Origin of the sequence: Aquiluna borgnonia (assembly GCF_013283855.1) — a bacterium.
In the GTDB taxonomy this organism is placed as follows: Bacteria; Actinomycetota; Actinomycetes; order Actinomycetales; family Microbacteriaceae; genus Aquiluna; species Aquiluna borgnonia.
Map to the genome: position 1 here is coordinate 21080 of NZ_CP054056.1, position 16765 is coordinate 37844.

Sequence of the window (16765 nt, forward strand, 5' to 3'; positions counted from 1 at the left end):
ACACCTCTTACCTTCTTGATTTTGTTGTGCGTGACTAGAGACATGGATATCAAAGAAGACGTTCAGATTGAAGTTGCAGAGCTTGGCGAAAGAATTCTCGGTCGCTGGGCAGAGGTTCGCCGTCACACCCGCGGACTGATAGAGTCCGAAAAACTCTTCAAGGTTGAGGGTGAACCCCTGGAGAAACACCGCGAGCGAGTGCTCAAAAATCTCAAAACTTTGGTTGCCAACGGTGCGACCCAGTACGGTTTCCTTCCTGAGCTCGGCGGTCAGATGAACCCCGGTGGATCTCTGGCATCCTTCGAGGAGCTTTTGTTTGCAGACCCTTCCCTGCAGATTAAGTTCGGGGTTCAGTGGGGTTTGTTTGGCTCAGCGATCCTTTACCTCGGTACCGAATATCACCACAAAAATTTTCTGCCTTCGGCAGTGAATTTAGATGTGCCCGGGGCCTTTGCTATGACCGAAACCGGTCACGGTTCAGACGTTGCCTCAATTGGCACAACTGCGACTTTTGATCCCGCCACCAACGAGTTTGTGATCAACACTCCAAACCGCCACAGCTACAAGGATTACCTGGGAAACGCGGCTCTCCACGGCCAAGCTGCTGTTGTCTTCGCGCAGCTATACACGCAGGGCAAGAACCACGGGGTTCACGCGTTTTACGTCCCGATTCGCAAACGCGGCAAGTTGTTGCCGGGAGTGGGGAGCGAAGACGATGGTCTCAAGGGTGGCTTGAACGGTATTGACAACGGAAGGCTTTACTTCAACCAGGTCAGGGTTCCCAGATTGAACCTGTTAAACCGATACGCGGATGTGGCGCAGGACGGAACCTACTCCTCCGTCATCGAGTCTCCCGGCCGGAGGTTTTTCACTCAGCTTGGAGCTTTGGTTCAGGGTCGAGTCTCACTAACCGGTGCAGTGACCAATGCCCAGAAACTGGCCCTCGATATTGCGGTTCGCTACTCAGAGGAGCGCAAGCAGTTTGCCGGTCCCGATGGGGAAGAGCGGACTTTGATGGACTACGGTCGCCACCAGCGCAGGTTGCTACCTCTAATAGCCAGAACCTACGCCCACATTTTTGCCCACCAAGAGCTATTGGATGCCTTCCACGAGGTCTTTGCTGGAATCAATGACACCGAGGAGACCAGGGCTGACCTAGAGACAGTGGCCGCCGCAGCCAAGGCGCTTAGCACTTGGGACGCTCTGGAAACCATTCAGCAGTGCCGGGAGGCGTGCGGTGGTCAAGGGTTCATGGCGGAACACCGGCTGACTGGACTGCGGGCAGACCTTGACATCTACGTCACATTCGAGGGCGACAACAACGTGCTGCTGCAGTTGGTTGCCAAACGTTTGCTTGGAGACTACGCCAAGGCTTTCAAGTCACCGGATTTTGGAACCTTGGCGCAGTATGTTGCCGGCCAGGTTGGCGAAGCAGCTTTCAACCGCGGCGGACTCAGGGGTCTCGCGCAGAACATTATTGACTTTGGTTCGACTGCAAGGTCAGTTGGATTCATCAAGGACCCCGAGCACCAGCACCAACTGTTGACTGACCGGGTCCACACCTCAATTGCCAAGCTCGCCAACGCCATGAAGGCTGCCGGCAAGGATCAACTCAAGCAGGCGGAGCTTTTCAACCGTCACCAAAATGAACTGATCCTGACCGCCAAGGCTCACGGCGAACTGATCATGTGGGAGGCGTTCACCAGAGCGCTGCCGACCATTGAGGACCCAGAGACCAGGCAGGTGTTGACCTGGCTGAGAGATCTATTCGGTTTCACACTGCTGGAAAAGGACATGGCCTGGTATCTGCTCAATGGCCGCATCAACTCCGCAAGGGCGGAGGCGATTACCGAATACATCGACACTCGCCTGCTGCCAAGGCTTAGGCCCCACGCAATAGCGCTTGTGGATGCATTCCTACTGACACCGGGGCTTGTGAGAACCAACCTCGCCAAAGATGAGGCCGCCAGGCGCGCAGGTATTAAGAAGGGTCAAAACTAATGCAGCAGCAGGATGTCTACTTCGTAGACGGTGTCCGCACCCCGTTTGGCAAGGCCGGAGAAAAGGGCGTCTACTGGAACACCAGAGCCGATGACCTGGTCGTGAAGGCCACCATCGGACTGCTGGACAGGCATCCGGATCTCGACCGAGCAGCTATTGACGATGTAGCCATTGCGGCAACAACTCAGCAGGGTGATCAGGGTCTGACCATCGGTAGGACGGCCGCCATCCTTGCTGGCCTGCCGCAGTCGGTTCCGGGTTACGCGATTGATCGCATGTGTGCTGGTGCGATGACAGCGGTAACCACGGTTTCTGGAGCCATTGGGATCGGTGCCTACGACCTAGCACTTGCCGGTGGCGTGGAGCACATGGGTAGACACCCCATGGGGTTTAACTCGGACCCGAACCCGAGGTTTCTCGCTGAAAAACTAGTCTCTCCAGATGCTCTCAACATGGGCTGCACCGCAGAGAAGATTCACGATCGCTTCCCTCACCTGACCAAGGAGCGGGCCGATGCATATGCGGTTTCCTCTCAGCATCGAGCCGCCAAGGCCTACGAGCAGAACTTGGTTCAGCCCGACCTCATTCCAGTTTCAGCAGCCAGTGCCGAGGGCTGGAAGCTTGTTACCAGGGACGAGCTTATGAGACCGGAGTCGACCATCGAGGGGATGAAGGATCTCAAGACCCCATTCCGCCCGCACGGCAAGGTAACGGCTGGTAATGCCTCTCCGCTAACAGACGGCGCAACAATCTCTCTGATTGCTGGAGAGCGAGCACTAAAGCAGCACAACCTAAAGCCCAGGATGCGCATGGTTTCCTTTGCTTTTGCCGGTGTTGCCCCAGAAATTATGGGTATTGGGCCTATCCCCTCCACGGAAAAGGCCCTTGGCAAAGCCGGCCTCGGAATCTCAGACATCGACATCTTCGAGATAAACGAGGCCTTCGCCATCCAGGTTCTCTCATTCCTAGATCACTTCGGCATTGCCGATGATGACCCCAGGGTGAACCCGTGGGGCGGGGCGATTGCCTTTGGTCACCCACTTGCCTCCAGTGGCGTGCGCCTGATGAATCAGCTATCTAGACACTTTGAAGCCAACCCCAAGGCCAGATACGGCATGACCACAATGTGTATCGGCCTTGGAATGGGCGGCACTGTGATCTGGGAAAACCTCGGATACAAGGGCTAATCATGGGTAAGTACGATCAAATTTTGCGAGATGACGAAGTCATCACTCAGAGCTACGTCAGTGACGTGCAGCTGGCCTCCGGAAAGACCCTGGCCCTAATCACCCTGGAAAACGGCCTGGACCACAATCGCCCCAACACCCTTGGACCACACACCCTGATTCAACTGGGCGAGAAGCTAGATGAGCAGCGCGCGCGAGCAAAGCGCGGCGAGATTGCCGCGGTTGGAGTAACCGGCAAGCCATATTTTTTGGCTGCCGGAGCTGATCTCTCCAAGGTAAACGAAATTCCGGACCGTCACTCCGGGCGCCTGATTGCAGAGCTCGGTCACGAGGTCTTGGGAAAGCTCTCGGAACTGGGAGTTCCAAGCTTTGTCTTTATCAACGGTTTGGCCCTGGGTGGTGGGTTGGAAATCGCACTCAATGCGAACTATCGAACCGTGAACCAGGCAGCTCCGGCCATTGCACTACCCGAGGTGTTTTTGGGGCTGATTCCTGGTTGGGGTGGGGCATACCTGCTTCCAAACCTGATAGGCATCAAGAATGCCCTCAAGTTAATCATCGAAAACCCTCTGAAGCAAAACCGCATGCTCAAGCCAGAGGAGGCGCTTGAGCTTGGGATTGCGGATGTGATGTTTGACTCACAGCGCTTCCTGGAACAGTCGCTCAGCTGGGCGGATCAGGTTTTGGGTGGACTCAAGGTTAAGCGCAAGCACGAACCGGGCATGATCGAGCGAACCACCATGTGGGGCCCGGCGGTCTCGATTGCAAGGGGCATGCTCGAGGAAAAGATTGGATCTGTCCCCTTAGCGCCCTACCGCGCCCTGGATTTGATTCTGGCAGCGAAGTCTGGAACTCAAAAGGAAGCTTTTGAGCGCGAGGACCAGGCCATCGAGGACATGATTGCCTCAGATCAGTTCCGAGCCTCAATCTACGCCTTCAATCTGGTTCAAAAACACGCCAAGAAGCCCTCGGGAGCTCCGGATTCGGCGCTCGCGAAGCCAGTCAGCAAGGTCGGCGTTATAGGTGCCGGTCTAATGGCTTCGCAGTTTGCCCTGCTGTTCCTTCGCCGCCTAGAGGTTCCGGTGGTAATCACGGACGTCTCCCAGGAGCGAGTGGACAAGGGACTTGCCTACATTGCCCAAGAGCTTGAAAAGCTGGTCGAAAAGGGCAGGCTCTCCACCGATGATCGCAATCGATACCTGGGTAACCTCTCTGGCTCGCTAGATTACGCAGCTTTCGCAAATTGCGACTGGGTCATTGAGGCGGTTTTCGAGGAGCTGGAGATCAAACGTGAGGTCTTCGCCAGAATTGAGCAGGTTGTGAGACCAGACTGCATCCTGGCCACCAACACCTCATCGCTCTCTGTTGATGCGATTGGTGCAAACCTGGAGCACCCAGAGCGGCTAGTTGGCTTCCACTTCTTCAACCCGGTTGCTGTAATGCCATTGGTTGAGGTGGTTAGGGCGGCCAAGACCAGCGAGGAGGCTGTTGCGACCGCCATGAAGGTGGCAAAGAACCTGAAGAAGACCGCAGTGATCACCTCAGATTCCGCAGGTTTTGTGGTCAACCGACTGCTGGGCTTCCTGCTTGGGGAGGCCATGCGAGCAGTGGATGAGGGAGCGAACTTTGAGAAGGTCGCCAAGGCCATCGCCCCACTTGGTCTGCCGATGAATCCATTCGATCTGCTTGAGCTAGTTGGCCTAAAGGTTGGAGCGCACGTTTTGGACTCCATGCACGCCTTCAACCAGGAGCGTTTCTACGCAAGTGCCAACCTCCACAAGCTTGCCGAATACGGCAAACTCCTGGAGCGCGACGGCAGGGGCAAGATCAAGGGCTATGACCCCAAAGCCATTGAAATTGTGGGTAATTCAGGAAACGGCGGCAGGTCTGAGGCAGAAATCTTTGAGTCGGTGAATCTCGGGTTGGCCAGGGAAATCAAGTTGATGCTCGATGAAGGCGTGGTGCACTCGGCTCAGGACATTGATTTGTGCATGATCTTGGGTGCCGGATGGCCCTTCCACCTCGGAGGAATCACCCCATACCTGGATCGAACCGGTGCTTCTGAGCGCGCATTTGGCTCCAGCTTCCACAGCCCAATGATTATCGGAGTGAGGGACTAGTCAAAGCTAGACGTAGGATTGGCTATATGACAGCTACAGGGAATTTGATGCGCAAGTTTTTGGCTTTCGCGGCAACCATGCTTGCCGTATCACTTTTAGCCGGCTGCTCACAGCCACTCGGGTCTGGGGTTGATTCGCTGACCACATCAAGCGCGAGCGAAGAATTCTCAGCAAATGATGTCATGTTTGCCCAAATGATGATTCCTCATCACCAGCAAGCGATCGACATGAGCGAAATGGCACCTTCACGCGCCCAGAGCCCAGCGGTATTGGAGCTTGCGGTTGAAATTCTGAACGAACAAGGTCCTGAAATCAGTCAAATGAACCGCTGGTTGGAGAAAGCAGGAGCGAATTCTCACATGGGTCATGACGCTCAAGATATGGGAATGGGCTCCATGCTGAGCGACCAAGAAATGCTTGAACTTGAGGCTTCCACCGGAGCGGAATTCGACAAAAAGTTTCTAACCGGGATGATTGCCCACCACGAGGGAGCTATTCAGATGGCTCAAATGATTCTGGATTCCGAAAATCCTGAGGCCAAGAGTTTGGCCGAAGCAATTGTTGAGAGTCAGACAAATCAAATTGCTCAAATGAAGGCCATGCTCGCGGATCTCGGCTAACTGGCCGCCCAGCCCAGCCTTTCAGCCACGACAAGGGACTCGCTGAGCTCTGTGTTTGTCGCAGAGATGGAGCGGTTAACAATCTCAACCAAACCCCTCGCGGCTCGCTCGCCCGATTCGGATATCAGACCCCCAATCTCTATCCCAAGCTCTGGATAGTCCAACTCAAACCTGCGGAATGGGTTCAGGGTGTCGTGCCTTGACTGCTGAACCGGGACAGCATTCCTTATCAATCGCAAGGCATGTGCCAGCGCATATCCCTTTATGTGCTGATCGGCCGCTATAACCTCACCCCTGCGGTATCGGCCAACCCCGATCAGGATCAAAGCCAAAAACAATTGATACTCGGCGCCGCGATCAAAGGGTTTTGGCAGTGAGCGCTTTGAGGCTGCCTGCAGCCGCTGGGTAATGTTTCGATTTTCTAGCACCACTCTGAAGTCAGTCCCAACGGCAAGCCAAGGCTGATTTAGATCGTCGTCTTCGAAGACGGCAAACTCCAGCAGGTCACCGTTTTCATAAACCACCTTGAGTCCGTGGGCGGTTTCTCTGGGAGCAAAGGCTATTTGCTCGTGATTCGGAAGCCAACTGAGGTCCTGCCGGAAAGACTCACCGAACCCATCCTCCACCACCAAAAAGAAATCTTGATCGCTGAATTGGTCGGCCCTTGAGACGTCAGCACTGCTTCCGGCAAACATCAGACCCACAACATCGGGAATGTTTATTAGCTTGTCAACCATTGCCTGCTGATAGGCAAGAAACTTGTCCAGATACTCGCTCATGCCCTAAACCTTAGCCACTAACCTTTTAGTCATGCTGCTATCAGACAGAGACATCCGCTCCCAGATCGAGTCCGGTCGTATTGGCCTGGACCCCCTGGACATGAACCTGCTGCAGCCATCGAGTATGGACGTCCGCCTAGATAGATTTTTTAGGCTTTTTGACAACCACAAATACCCGTTTATTGACCCCCGAGAACAGCAGGATGACCTGACTCGCTTCGTTGAAGTGCAGAGCGATGAGGCATTTATCCTTCACCCCGGTGAGTTTGTGCTTGGTTCCACCTATGAATTTGTGACGTTGCCGAACGACATCGCGGCGCGCTTGGAGGGCAAGAGCTCGCTCGGTCGCCTAGGTCTCCTGACGCACTCAACCGCAGGTTTTGTGGATCCTGGTTTTCAGGGCCACGTCACCCTAGAGCTTTCAAACACCGCAACTTTGCCGATCAAACTTTGGCCGGGGATGAAGATTGGGCAGCTGTGCTTCTTCCAACTTTCTTCAGCCAGCGAGAACCCCTACGGTTCACAGAAGTATGGATCGCGCTACCAGGGCCAGCGGGGACCTACCGCTTCCAGAAGCTATCTCAACTTCCACATCACCGATGTCGGTAACCAGCCGCTCTAGGAAAAGAGCCGTCTAGCTTCAACCAAATCCTTTGAGTAGACGCGTCTGAGCGCATAATTATCAGCCGTCAACTCACACAGCTTCGCAATTTCATAGCTAAAACCCCTCGAGACGGCAAACCACGGTGCCAACTGCATCATCAGTGCTGTGAAGCGTTTTAGTCGCTGGTGACCAAGGCGAATGTGGCCGTATTCGTGCCAGAGGATCGCACTTAGCTGCCTCTGCGGCAACTCAAAAACTGCCTTTGACAGGTAGATCTCGTTGCCTCTGGTTAGAGCTAAATACCCGGGAACCTCCAGTTCGAAAACTTTGGCCCGGTGGAAACTCTCGACCTCGCGGAGGGCAAGCATCGAGAGCAGGTCAAATTCTTTCGCCGCCCGAAACATCGGTTCTAGCCGCTGATTACTGACAGCCAGAAGAACTCCAGCCAGAGCCAGCATCACCCAGGGAGCCAAGCTTGCACCGATGGTGAAGAGCAGGTTTTCATTTGCTTGCAGCCGATACCAGGTTTCAATGACAGACCAGCTGGCAATAACAACCGCTGAGGTCGCGGCTGCCATGGCAGTAAAGAAGAGGGTGAACCAGAGCGCGATGCCAAATTCGGGAGCTTTTTTGAATCGGTTAGCCATCAAAAAGGGAGCCGATGTGGTTACCAGAAGGACATACTCAATGAGTATCACTAGCAGGTAGAAGGACTCCATCCGCCAAGGCTACTGGTTCAGTGCCCGCTTCAAAGATTCGATCTGCTGCGCGGTGAGACCGCTGGTGAAGTGGCTGAAGACCAAAGCGGGGTTCTGGGTGTTCTGCAGTGCCTCCAGCAGCAGCGAAGCGGTGTGGTGCTCGCGGGATTTTGCAGCACGAAACAGGATGGTTCTGCCGCCAAGGCTCTCCCGCTGCACAAGTTCCTTGTCCACGAGTCTAGAAAGGACAGTGAGCACGGTTGTGATGGCTAGGTTCTCATCGCCCACCATGGCGAGGATCTGCATGGAGGTCAGTCCGTCCGGTCGATCCCACAGGCATGAGAGGATCTCGGCCTCTAGTTCACCCTGCTTGCGCTTTGACATGCCTGAATTCTACTCAATGTAGAAATAGTGTGTTACTCCTTTGGAGCAAGCACCGGCTTCACGGTAATCAACAGCAGGAAGCCGATAACCAAAATCAGCATCAGGCCCAGGATTCCCCACAGCGGTGAGAAGGCCGCAACAAACACTGTCCATGCGGCTGGGGCTAGGAAGCTGACCGCCCTGCCGGTTGTCGCATACAGACCAAACGCTTCGCCCTGTTTATCGTCGGAGGACAACCTGGACATCATGGTTCTGGAGGCCGCCTGAGCGGGTCCAACAAAGGTGCAGAGGAAAAGACCAAAGCCAAAGAATGCGATGGTTCCCGCGCCGGCAAAGACAAAGACTCCAAGCCCTCCGAGCATCACACCGATGAGAGAGACAAACACCACTGTTCGCGATCCGATCCGGTCCTCAAAGAACGCCCCGACAAAGGCACCGAAGCCGGCGACGATGTTTGCTGCGATTCCGAAGATGATGATCTCGGTTAGTCCCAGGCCAAAGGCCAAACCACCCAGCACGGCCCCGTAGGCGAAGACTCCGTTTAGCCCGTCGCGGTAGACGGCAGAGGCAATCAGGAATTTCAGAAGATTGGGATTTTCCCTACCCATGGTTGCAAGCGCACGGAACAGGTTTCCGTAGGCGGCGAAGATCGACTCCTTCTCGGTGCCCGCAATTGGCTTCGCCTCAGGCACGTTCAGCATCAGCGGAATTGAGAAAACTAGAACCCAGAACATGCTGATGATCATTACCACGCGGACCGAGAGGGCAGCGGTGTCCGGAATCCCAAGCAGTTCAGCGCCACCGAACTGAATGATCCAAAGCGCCATAACCAGAAGCACGATGCCGCCCATGTAGCCAAGGCCCCAGCCGAACTGGCTGACCCGGCCGCGATCCTTGGGCCTGGCAACCTCATTGAGCATCGAGTTGTAGTTCACGGTTGCGAACTCGAAGAAAATACCTCCGACTGCCAAAAGCGTCAGTCCAAAGAAGAAAAAGTCATTGCTGGGCTGGACAAAGAACATCAAACCAATGGTTCCTGCAAACAGCCAGGTGTTGATCATCAGCCACATCTTCTTGCGCCCGGATGTGTCAGCTCGGCGCCCAACAATCGGTGCAATCAGAGCGATCAGCAAACCGGAGATGATGCCTGAGATTCCCAGCCAGTAGCCGGTGTACTGCTCGGCATCCGCCTCGCTCATGCCCGCAGGGGCAAAAGCGGTGTCCGTGATGTAGCGGCCAAAAATGAATGAGGTGACCACGGTTGGGAAAGACTGGGAAGCCCAGTCCCACAGTGCCCAGGAGAGAGTGCCCTTTGGTTTTGATGAAGCTACAGCGCTATCGGTCATGAGCGTCAGATTACTCCGCGCCGGAAACTTTTCCTAGCGCACACGTGAATTTCTAGAAGTGGAACTCCCAGCCACCAATCACGCTAGTACCGCCCAGCACCTCGGTGGTGTCCGTGCTCATGGCAAGCGCTGCACTCTCCGAGGACATTAGACCCAGTCGGTTTAGTAGCAGCGCCGCGTAACCGGCTGCCAGACGCAGCGAACCATCGGCAACCTTCATGGCGAGGGCGTGGCCCGAGGGGGCGGCAACTGTGAAAACGCCTTCGGCTCCCAGTTTGGAGAAATAGCCCGCGCGCAGAAAGCCGGCGTCCGGGGTGTTTTGGTCGCCGATCAGCTCTGGGTGATCGATTGCAGCGGAAACCAGTTCCGGCTCGGTCAGTGCAAACTGCGATGTGGCCCTGGCCAATCCAACAGTTGAGATTGCAATCAGAGGGGCTCCGCAGCCATCGGTTGAAACTCGGACGACTGGTTCTGAGCTGCACTCCTGCAATACGTCAATCACCAACTGCTGCATGGGGTGGGACTTATCAAGGTAAGTCTCGGTGTCCCAGCCATTGAGCTGGCAGGTGGCCAGGAACCCAGCGTGCTTGCCCGAGCAATTCATATTGATTTTTTTGCTCGTGGCTCCAATTCGAGCATCAAGGTTCCAGGGCAGTGAGACCGGGCAACCCAAAGAGCTTTCCGAAAGTCCGTGCGCCTGAAGAATCTCTGACACCAGCCGAACCTGATCGGGGTTGCCGTAGTGGCTTGCCATGCTCATCACCAGCTGCTCGCCGCTGAGCTTTAGGCCGGCTCGGCGCATGGCCTTGGCTTGAATCGGTTTTAGAGCGCTTCGAGGGTAGATCAGCGCCTCAACATCGCCTTTTGAATAGACCAGCTCTCCGGCCGGATCAACTACGGCGACCACTCCGTGGTGGAACGACTCGAGCATCTCGTCTCGCACCAGGGTGGCAAGCATTTCAAGGCCTTCGGCAGTTAGTTCGCGCATGCCAAAACACTACTTGTTTTGAAACTTGAGTCATTCACACTCAACTTTCAGGAATAGGTTCTTGACAGGCTGGTTTTACTTAGTAGAAACTTGAGTGCAGATGACTCAACTTCAGTCATAGTCAGGTTTACAGAAGGAGAAAATAATGGGTAGAGCAGTAGGAATCGACCTAGGAACCACCAACAGCGCGGTAACCGTGCTGGAGGCCGGAGAGCCAAAGGTCATTGCAAACGCAGAGGGTTTCAGAACCACACCATCGGTTGTGGCTTTCACCAAGGACGGCAACATCCTGGTTGGCGAGACCGCCAAGCGTCAGAACGTAACCAACGTGGACCGTACGGTTTCCTCAGTCAAGCGCCACATGGGCACGACCTGGAAGTTCAAGGTTGACGACAAGGAGTACACCCCTCAGGAGATTTCCGCTCGCATCTTGATGAAGCTCAAGCGCGATGCTGAGACCTACCTGGGTGAGAGCGTGACCGATGCGGTCATCACCGTTCCCGCCTACTTCAACGACGCAGAGCGTCAGGCCACCAAGGAGGCCGGTGAGATTGCCGGACTAAACGTGCTCCGCATCATCAACGAGCCAACTGCGGCAGCCCTCGCCTACGGCCTTGATAAGGGTAAGGAAGACGAACTGATCCTGGTATTTGACCTCGGTGGTGGAACCTTTGACGTTTCGCTCCTTGAGGTTGGTAAGGACGATGACTTCTCAACCATTCAGGTTCGTGCAACCTCCGGAGACAACCGACTCGGTGGAGATGACTGGGACCAGCGCCTAGTTGACCACCTGGTAAAGAAGTTCAAGGAGACCACCGGTGTTGATGTTGCTGGAGACAAGATTGCGCTTCAGCGCCTGAAGGAAGCTGCTGAGCAGGCCAAGAAGGAGCTGAGCCAGTCGATGTCCACTCAGGTTCAGTTGCCATACCTCTCGCTAACTGAGTCAGGACCAGCCAACCTGGACGAGACCATCACCCGCGCGCAGTTTGAGTCGCTAACCCAGGACCTTTTGGAGCGCACCCGCAAGCCGTTCCAGGATGTCATCAAGGAGGCCGGCGTCAAGGTTGCCGACATCGCTCACGTGGTTTTGGTTGGTGGATCGACCCGCATGCCAGCGGTTTCAGAGCTGGTCAAGGGACTGCTGGGCGGCAAGGAGCCTAATAAGGGTGTGAACCCGGATGAGGTTGTTTCGGTTGGAGCAGCACTTCAGGCTGGTGTCATCAAGGGAGAGCGTAAAGACGTTCTGCTAATTGACGTCACCCCGCTGTCGCTAGGTATTGAGACCAAGGGCGGCATCATGACCAAGCTGATTGAGCGCAACACCGCCATCCCAACTAAGCGCAGTGAGACCTTCACCACCGCTGACGATAACCAGCCGAGCGTTTCCATTCAGGTCTTCCAGGGTGAGCGCGAGTTCACCAGGGACAACAAGTCGCTGGGTAACTTTGAGCTGACCGGAATTGCGCCAGCCCCGAGAGGAATCCCACAGATCGAGGTCACCTTTGACATCGATGCGAACGGAATCGTTCACGTTTCCGCTAAGGACAAGGGAACCGGCAAGGAGCAGTCAATGACCATCACCGGTGGCTCATCGCTCTCCACCGAAGACATCGAGCGCATGGTTAAGGATGCCGAAGAGCACGCTGCCGAGGACAAGAAGCGTCGGGAAGAGGCTGAGACTCGCAACCAGGCCGAGCAGCTTGCCTATTCAACCGAGAAGCTGATCAAGGACAACGACGAGAAGCTCCCCGAAGAGGTAAAGACCGAGGTTCAGGCCGACGTTGACGCTCTGAAGACGGCGCTCGCCGGTGAGGACATCGAGGCAGTGAAGTCCGCTCAGGAGAAGCTGATGACCTCACAGCAAAAGTTGGGTGAGGCCATCTACGCCGCAACCCCAGCCGATGCCGAAGCTCAGCCCGAAGCCAGCACCGAGGATGTCGTTGACGCCGAGGTTGTTGAGGACGAGGACGACAAGGACAAAAAGTAATGTCGCAGGAAAACCAGGAACACGTTGACCCTGAGCACCACGAGGGCGACCCGGTTGAGGAGATGACCGAGGAGGGCTCGCCAGTCGAGCCCGAATCGGACCGCGAACCGGTCGATGAAATCGACCGCGAGCTGGCAATCTTCCAGGACCTGCAGCGGTTGCAGGCTGACTTTGTGAACTACCGCGCTCGCGTTGAGCGGGACCGCGGGGCCGAACGTCAGTCGGCAATTGCTGAGGCAATCCGGGCTTTTCTTCCCGCTCTCGATGACCTAACCCGAGCTCAGCAGCACGGCGATCTGCAGGACGGGACCCCAATGGCGGCCATCGCCACCAAGCTCAGGGCCGCTGGCGAGAAGTTTGGACTCAAGAGCTTTGGTGAGAAGGGCGACAAGTTTGATCCGGAGCACCACGATGCGCTGGTCCAGACCGTAAACCCAGAGGTAACAGAGGCAACCGTGGCAGACGTGATTGAACTCGGCTACCAAATTGGCGACCGCATGCTGCGACCAGCTAAGGTCGCAGTTTTTGTGCCGGCTGAATAAACGGGAAGGAGTGAGGTAGATGGCGTCGCAAGACTGGCTAGACAAGGACTTTTATAAAATCCTTGGAGTTTCCAAGGACGTTAGCGAAGCCGAGCTCAAGAAGGTTTATCGCAAGCTCGCGAAAGAGAACCACCCCGACCTGCACCCGGGCGATGCTAAAGCAGAGGCGAGGTTCAAGGACATTTCCGAAGCCTACGATGTGCTCTCTGACAAGGAGCAGCGCCGCGAGTATGACGCCATCAAGGCCATGGGTGGCGGTGCTCGCTTCCAGGCTGGGGGCCCCGGCGGAGCCGGAGGTTTTGAAGATGTCTTTAGCAATCTCTTCGGAGGTGGCTTCCAAGGTGGCGGATTCCCGGGCTTTGGAGGCTTCGGCCCGCAGCGCGGGCAGGATGTCTCCACCAGCTCGAGCATTGATTTCATTGACTCGATCAAGGGAACCACGCTCAAGCTTCAGGTTTCTGGAGAGAGCGTTAGCCTCAGGGTGCCACCGGGGATTCAGGATGGCCAGAAGCTAAAGGTCTCCGGCAAGGGAAACCCATCACCAAATGGTGGGCCCAGGGGTGACCTGGTGGTGACCATCAAGGTCAGGAATCACCAGGTATTCACCAGAGATGGCGACAACGTTCGAGTGGTGGTCCCGGTAACAATCGCCGAGGCGATTTTGGGCGCGACCATTCAAGTTCCACTCTTGGGCGAAGCGCCGGTGAAGCTCAAGGTTGCTCCCGGAACTCCAAATGGTAGAACCCTCAGGGTTAAGGGCAAAGGTGTGCAGCGCCCCGGCAAAGAGGGCGATTTGCTCGCCACTGTTGAGATTGCTATCCCCTCTCACATCAGTGAAAAGGCAAAAAACCTAATTGAGCAGTTCAATCAGGAGCTTCCCGATGAGGACCCCAGAGCTGACCTGATCACCAGAGCCGGCGCACTCTAAACGAAAGGAGCGAACGTGGAGATCAACGAGAACACTCCGCTGTTCGTGATTTCGGTTGCCGCGGAGCTTTCCAATATGCATCCGCAAACCCTGCGGCAATACGACCGGATGGGGCTGGTTTCACCAACCAGAACCCAGGGGCAATCCCGCCGCTACACCATGCAGGATGTTGCCAAACTGAGGGAGATATCCCGGCTCTCCCAAGAGGGGGTTTCCCTCGAAGGTATTCGCCGTGTGCTGGAGCTGGTAACAGAAAATCAGGATTTGAAGGAACGGGTTCGTGCCCTCGAGACCGAGCTGGCCAACCAGGTCATGAACCAACCCGGCAGACGCGTGTTTGCCGCAGGGGAGCAGGGCGTAATCAAGCTCAACCCCGGACAGCGGCCCCAAAAGGGCGGCTCACTGGTTTTATGGAGGAGGACGAAGTGAATCAGCAGGAAGAACAAAAATCTGCCCTGGAGCAATTTGGTGTTGACCTAACCGCCATTGCCCGCTCGGGAAAACTTGACCCGGTGATTGGCCGTGACGCCGAGATTAGAAGGGTTAGCCAGGTGCTATCCCGCCGAACCAAAAACAATCCTGTGTTGATTGGTGAACCCGGCGTTGGTAAGACGGCTGTGGTGGAAGGTCTAGCTCAGCGCATTGTGGCCGGCGATGTTCCAGAATCCCTAAAGGGAAAAACCCTGATTTCGCTGGACCTGGCAGCCATGGTTGCAGGTTCAAAGTTTCGCGGCGAATTTGAGGAGCGGCTCAAGGCTGTACTGAAAGAGATTCAGGACTCCGAGGGTTCGGTCATAACTTTTATCGACGAGCTTCACACTTTGGTCGGGGCAGGCTCGGCAGATGGTTCAATGGATGCCTCAAACATGCTCAAGCCCATGCTTGCCAGGGGCGAGCTGCGGCTGATTGGCGCCACCACGCTGGATGAGTATCGCGAGCGGGTCGAAAAAGACAGTGCTCTGGAGCGCAGGTTCCAGCAGGTATTCGTTGGCGAACCATCGGTTGAAGACACCGTCGCTATTTTGCGCGGTCTCAAGGAGCGCTACGAAGCCCACCACAAGGTCACCATTGCCGACAGCGCTCTGGTTGCAGCCGCTCAGCTTTCCAACCGCTACATCACCGGGCGCCAACTGCCGGACAAGGCAATTGACCTAGTTGATGAGGCGGCATCAAGACTGCGCATGGAAATTGATTCTGCCCCTGTTGAGATTGATGAGCTCAGGCGCCAGGTGGATCGCTTGAAGCTTGAGGAGCTAGCCCTCAAAAAAGAGAAAGACGAAGCGTCAAAGCAGCGCCTGGAGAAACTGCAGGAAGACCTTTCAGAGAAGCAGCAAAGGCTTGACGAGCTCAATGCCCGCTGGGAAAAAGAACGCAGTGAACTAAACAAAATTGGTGAGCTGAAGACCCAACTGGATGCCCTAAGGATTCAAGCTGAAAAGGCGCAGCGCGAGGCAAACCTAGAGCTGGCCTCCCGCCTTCTCTACGCAGAGATCCCGCAGCTTGAAAAGCAGTTGCTCGCAGTGGAAAACCAGGAGACCGATGGCACCCAGCGCATGGTTGGTGAGCAGGTCTCCGAGGACGAGATTGCTGCGGTGGTATCGGCCTGGACCGGCATTCCAACGGGCAAGCTGCTCGCGGGTGAGAGCGAGAAACTGCTTTCCCTCGAACACCAGCTCGGAAAGCGCCTCATTGGCCAGTCAAAGGCTGTCAAGGCAGTCTCCGACGCGGTTCGGCGATCAAAGGCCGGAATATCAGACCCTTCCAGACCAACCGGCTCTTTCATGTTCTTGGGACCAACCGGAGTTGGAAAGACTGAGCTGGCAAAAAGCCTTGCGGAGTTTCTGTTTGATGACGAGAAGTCAATGGTTCGCATCGACATGAGCGAATACTCCGAGAAGCACAGCGTCTCAAGGCTGGTTGGTGCTCCCCCTGGATACGTTGGCTATGACGAGGGCGGGCAGCTAACCGAGGCCATCCGGCGCAGGCCCTATTCGGTCGTGCTTTTGGATGAGGTTGAAAAGGCTCACCCTGAAGTTTTCGACATTTTGCTTCAGGTTCTCGATGATGGTCGCCTCACTGACGGCCAGGGAAGAACGGTTGATTTTAGAAACGTGATTCTGATCATGACCTCAAACCTTGGCTCACAGTTCCTCATCGATCCCGAGCTGACCGTTGAGCAGAAGGCAGAGGCCGTGATGGCAACTGTCCGAGCATCCTTCAAGCCAGAGTTCTTGAACCGCTTGGATGACATCGTGCTGTTTGATGCGCTGACGATTGCTGAACTTGGTTCGATTGTTGATTTGAACATTGACAAGCTCACTGAGCGTCTGGAGCAGCGCAGACTGACCCTAGGTGTCACTCCGCAGGCCAGGCTCTGGCTTGCCGAGCACGGCTACGACCCGGTTTACGGGGCAAGGCCACTCAGAAGGCTGATGCAGCGCGAGATCGAGGACCAGCTTGCCAACCTGCTGCTTGCCGGAAAGGTTAGCGATGGGGCGCTTGTGAAGGTTGAGGTTTCACCCGATCAGCAATCTCTCCAGGTAATCGCTGGCTAGCAAAGACCGAGACCTATCCGTTGTGC

Annotated in this window: 15 protein-coding genes; 10 read left to right on the forward strand and 5 right to left on the reverse strand. The window is 55.7% G+C overall.

Features of this window, described 5'->3' with window-relative positions:
- The first annotated feature begins 42 nt into the window (after positions 1-42).
- The 4 genes from HRU87_RS00130 to HRU87_RS00145 are packed head-to-tail and all read left to right on the forward strand — an operon-like array spanning position 43 to position 5928.
- Positions 43-2001 (forward strand): acyl-CoA dehydrogenase family protein, encoded by a 1959-nt coding sequence (locus HRU87_RS00130; protein WP_173492957.1) that lies wholly within the window; start codon positions 43-45, stop codon positions 1999-2001.
- The gene (locus HRU87_RS00135; RefSeq protein WP_173492958.1) at positions 2001-3188 is read left to right on the forward strand and encodes a thiolase family protein; all 1188 of its coding nucleotides are present in this window, start codon (positions 2001-2003) and stop codon (positions 3186-3188) included. Before HRU87_RS00130 ends, HRU87_RS00135 begins: the two co-directional genes overlap by 1 nt.
- Positions 3189-3190: 2 nt before the next feature.
- The gene (locus tag HRU87_RS00140; RefSeq protein WP_173492959.1) at positions 3191-5308 is read left to right on the forward strand and encodes a 3-hydroxyacyl-CoA dehydrogenase NAD-binding domain-containing protein; all 2118 of its coding nucleotides are present in this window, start codon (positions 3191-3193) and stop codon (positions 5306-5308) included.
- Positions 5309-5355: 47 nt separating this feature from the next.
- Positions 5356-5928 carry a DUF305 domain-containing protein gene (locus HRU87_RS00145; RefSeq protein WP_173492960.1) on the forward strand — a complete coding sequence of 191 codons (573 nt, stop codon included), beginning with the start codon at positions 5356-5358 and terminating at the stop codon, positions 5926-5928.
- Here HRU87_RS00145 and HRU87_RS00150 read toward each other — a convergent pair.
- Positions 5925-6707, reverse strand: a complete 783-nt coding sequence (locus HRU87_RS00150; protein WP_173492961.1) for a hypothetical protein — start codon at positions 6705-6707, stop codon at positions 5925-5927. The genes HRU87_RS00145 and HRU87_RS00150 overlap by 4 nt on opposite strands.
- A gap of 31 nt (positions 6708-6738) precedes the next feature.
- Here HRU87_RS00150 and dcd point away from each other — a divergent pair, with 31 nt between their 5' ends.
- Complete coding sequence (gene dcd / locus HRU87_RS00155; RefSeq protein ID WP_173492962.1) at positions 6739-7329, forward strand: dCTP deaminase; 591 nt, start codon at positions 6739-6741, stop codon at positions 7327-7329.
- Here the strand turns inward: dcd and HRU87_RS00160 are convergent.
- The 4 genes from HRU87_RS00160 to HRU87_RS00175 are packed head-to-tail and all read right to left on the reverse strand — an operon-like array spanning position 7326 to position 10727.
- Positions 7326-8030, reverse strand: coding sequence for a M48 family metalloprotease (locus tag HRU87_RS00160; protein WP_173492963.1), 705 nt, complete (start codon positions 8028-8030; stop codon positions 7326-7328). The two genes, dcd and HRU87_RS00160, sit on opposite strands and share 4 nt — an antisense overlap.
- Positions 8031-8039: 9 nt before the next feature.
- Positions 8040-8393, reverse strand: coding sequence for a BlaI/MecI/CopY family transcriptional regulator (locus tag HRU87_RS00165; RefSeq protein ID WP_173492964.1), 354 nt, complete (start codon positions 8391-8393; stop codon positions 8040-8042).
- Between the two features lie 32 nt (positions 8394-8425).
- Entirely contained in the window at positions 8426-9739 is a 1314-nt protein-coding gene (locus tag HRU87_RS00170; protein WP_173492965.1) for an MFS transporter, read from the reverse strand.
- Between the two features lie 52 nt (positions 9740-9791).
- Positions 9792-10727 (reverse strand): asparaginase, encoded by a 936-nt coding sequence (locus HRU87_RS00175; RefSeq protein ID WP_173492966.1) that lies wholly within the window; start codon positions 10725-10727, stop codon positions 9792-9794.
- 145 nt (positions 10728-10872) lie between these two features.
- Here HRU87_RS00175 and dnaK point away from each other — a divergent pair, with 145 nt between their 5' ends.
- The 5 genes from dnaK to HRU87_RS00200 are packed head-to-tail and all read left to right on the forward strand — an operon-like array spanning position 10873 to position 16739.
- A complete protein-coding gene (gene dnaK, locus HRU87_RS00180; RefSeq protein WP_173492967.1) occupies positions 10873-12714 on the forward strand; it encodes a molecular chaperone DnaK in 1842 nt (613 codons plus the stop codon).
- Positions 12714-13256, forward strand: a complete 543-nt coding sequence (locus HRU87_RS00185) for a nucleotide exchange factor GrpE (protein WP_173492968.1) — start codon at positions 12714-12716, stop codon at positions 13254-13256. Before dnaK ends, HRU87_RS00185 begins: the two co-directional genes overlap by 1 nt.
- Positions 13257-13275: 19 nt before the next feature.
- The gene (locus HRU87_RS00190; RefSeq protein WP_173492969.1) at positions 13276-14184 is read left to right on the forward strand and encodes a DnaJ C-terminal domain-containing protein; all 909 of its coding nucleotides are present in this window, start codon (positions 13276-13278) and stop codon (positions 14182-14184) included.
- A gap of 21 nt (positions 14185-14205) precedes the next feature.
- On the forward strand, positions 14206-14613 hold the full coding sequence (locus tag HRU87_RS00195; RefSeq protein ID WP_173494199.1) for a heat shock protein transcriptional repressor HspR: 408 nt from the start codon (positions 14206-14208) through the stop codon (positions 14611-14613).
- Entirely contained in the window at positions 14595-16739 is a 2145-nt protein-coding gene (locus tag HRU87_RS00200; protein ID WP_173492970.1) for an ATP-dependent Clp protease ATP-binding subunit, read from the forward strand. The genes HRU87_RS00195 and HRU87_RS00200 overlap by 19 nt, the downstream gene beginning before the upstream one ends.
- Positions 16740-16765: the final 26 nt, after the last annotated feature.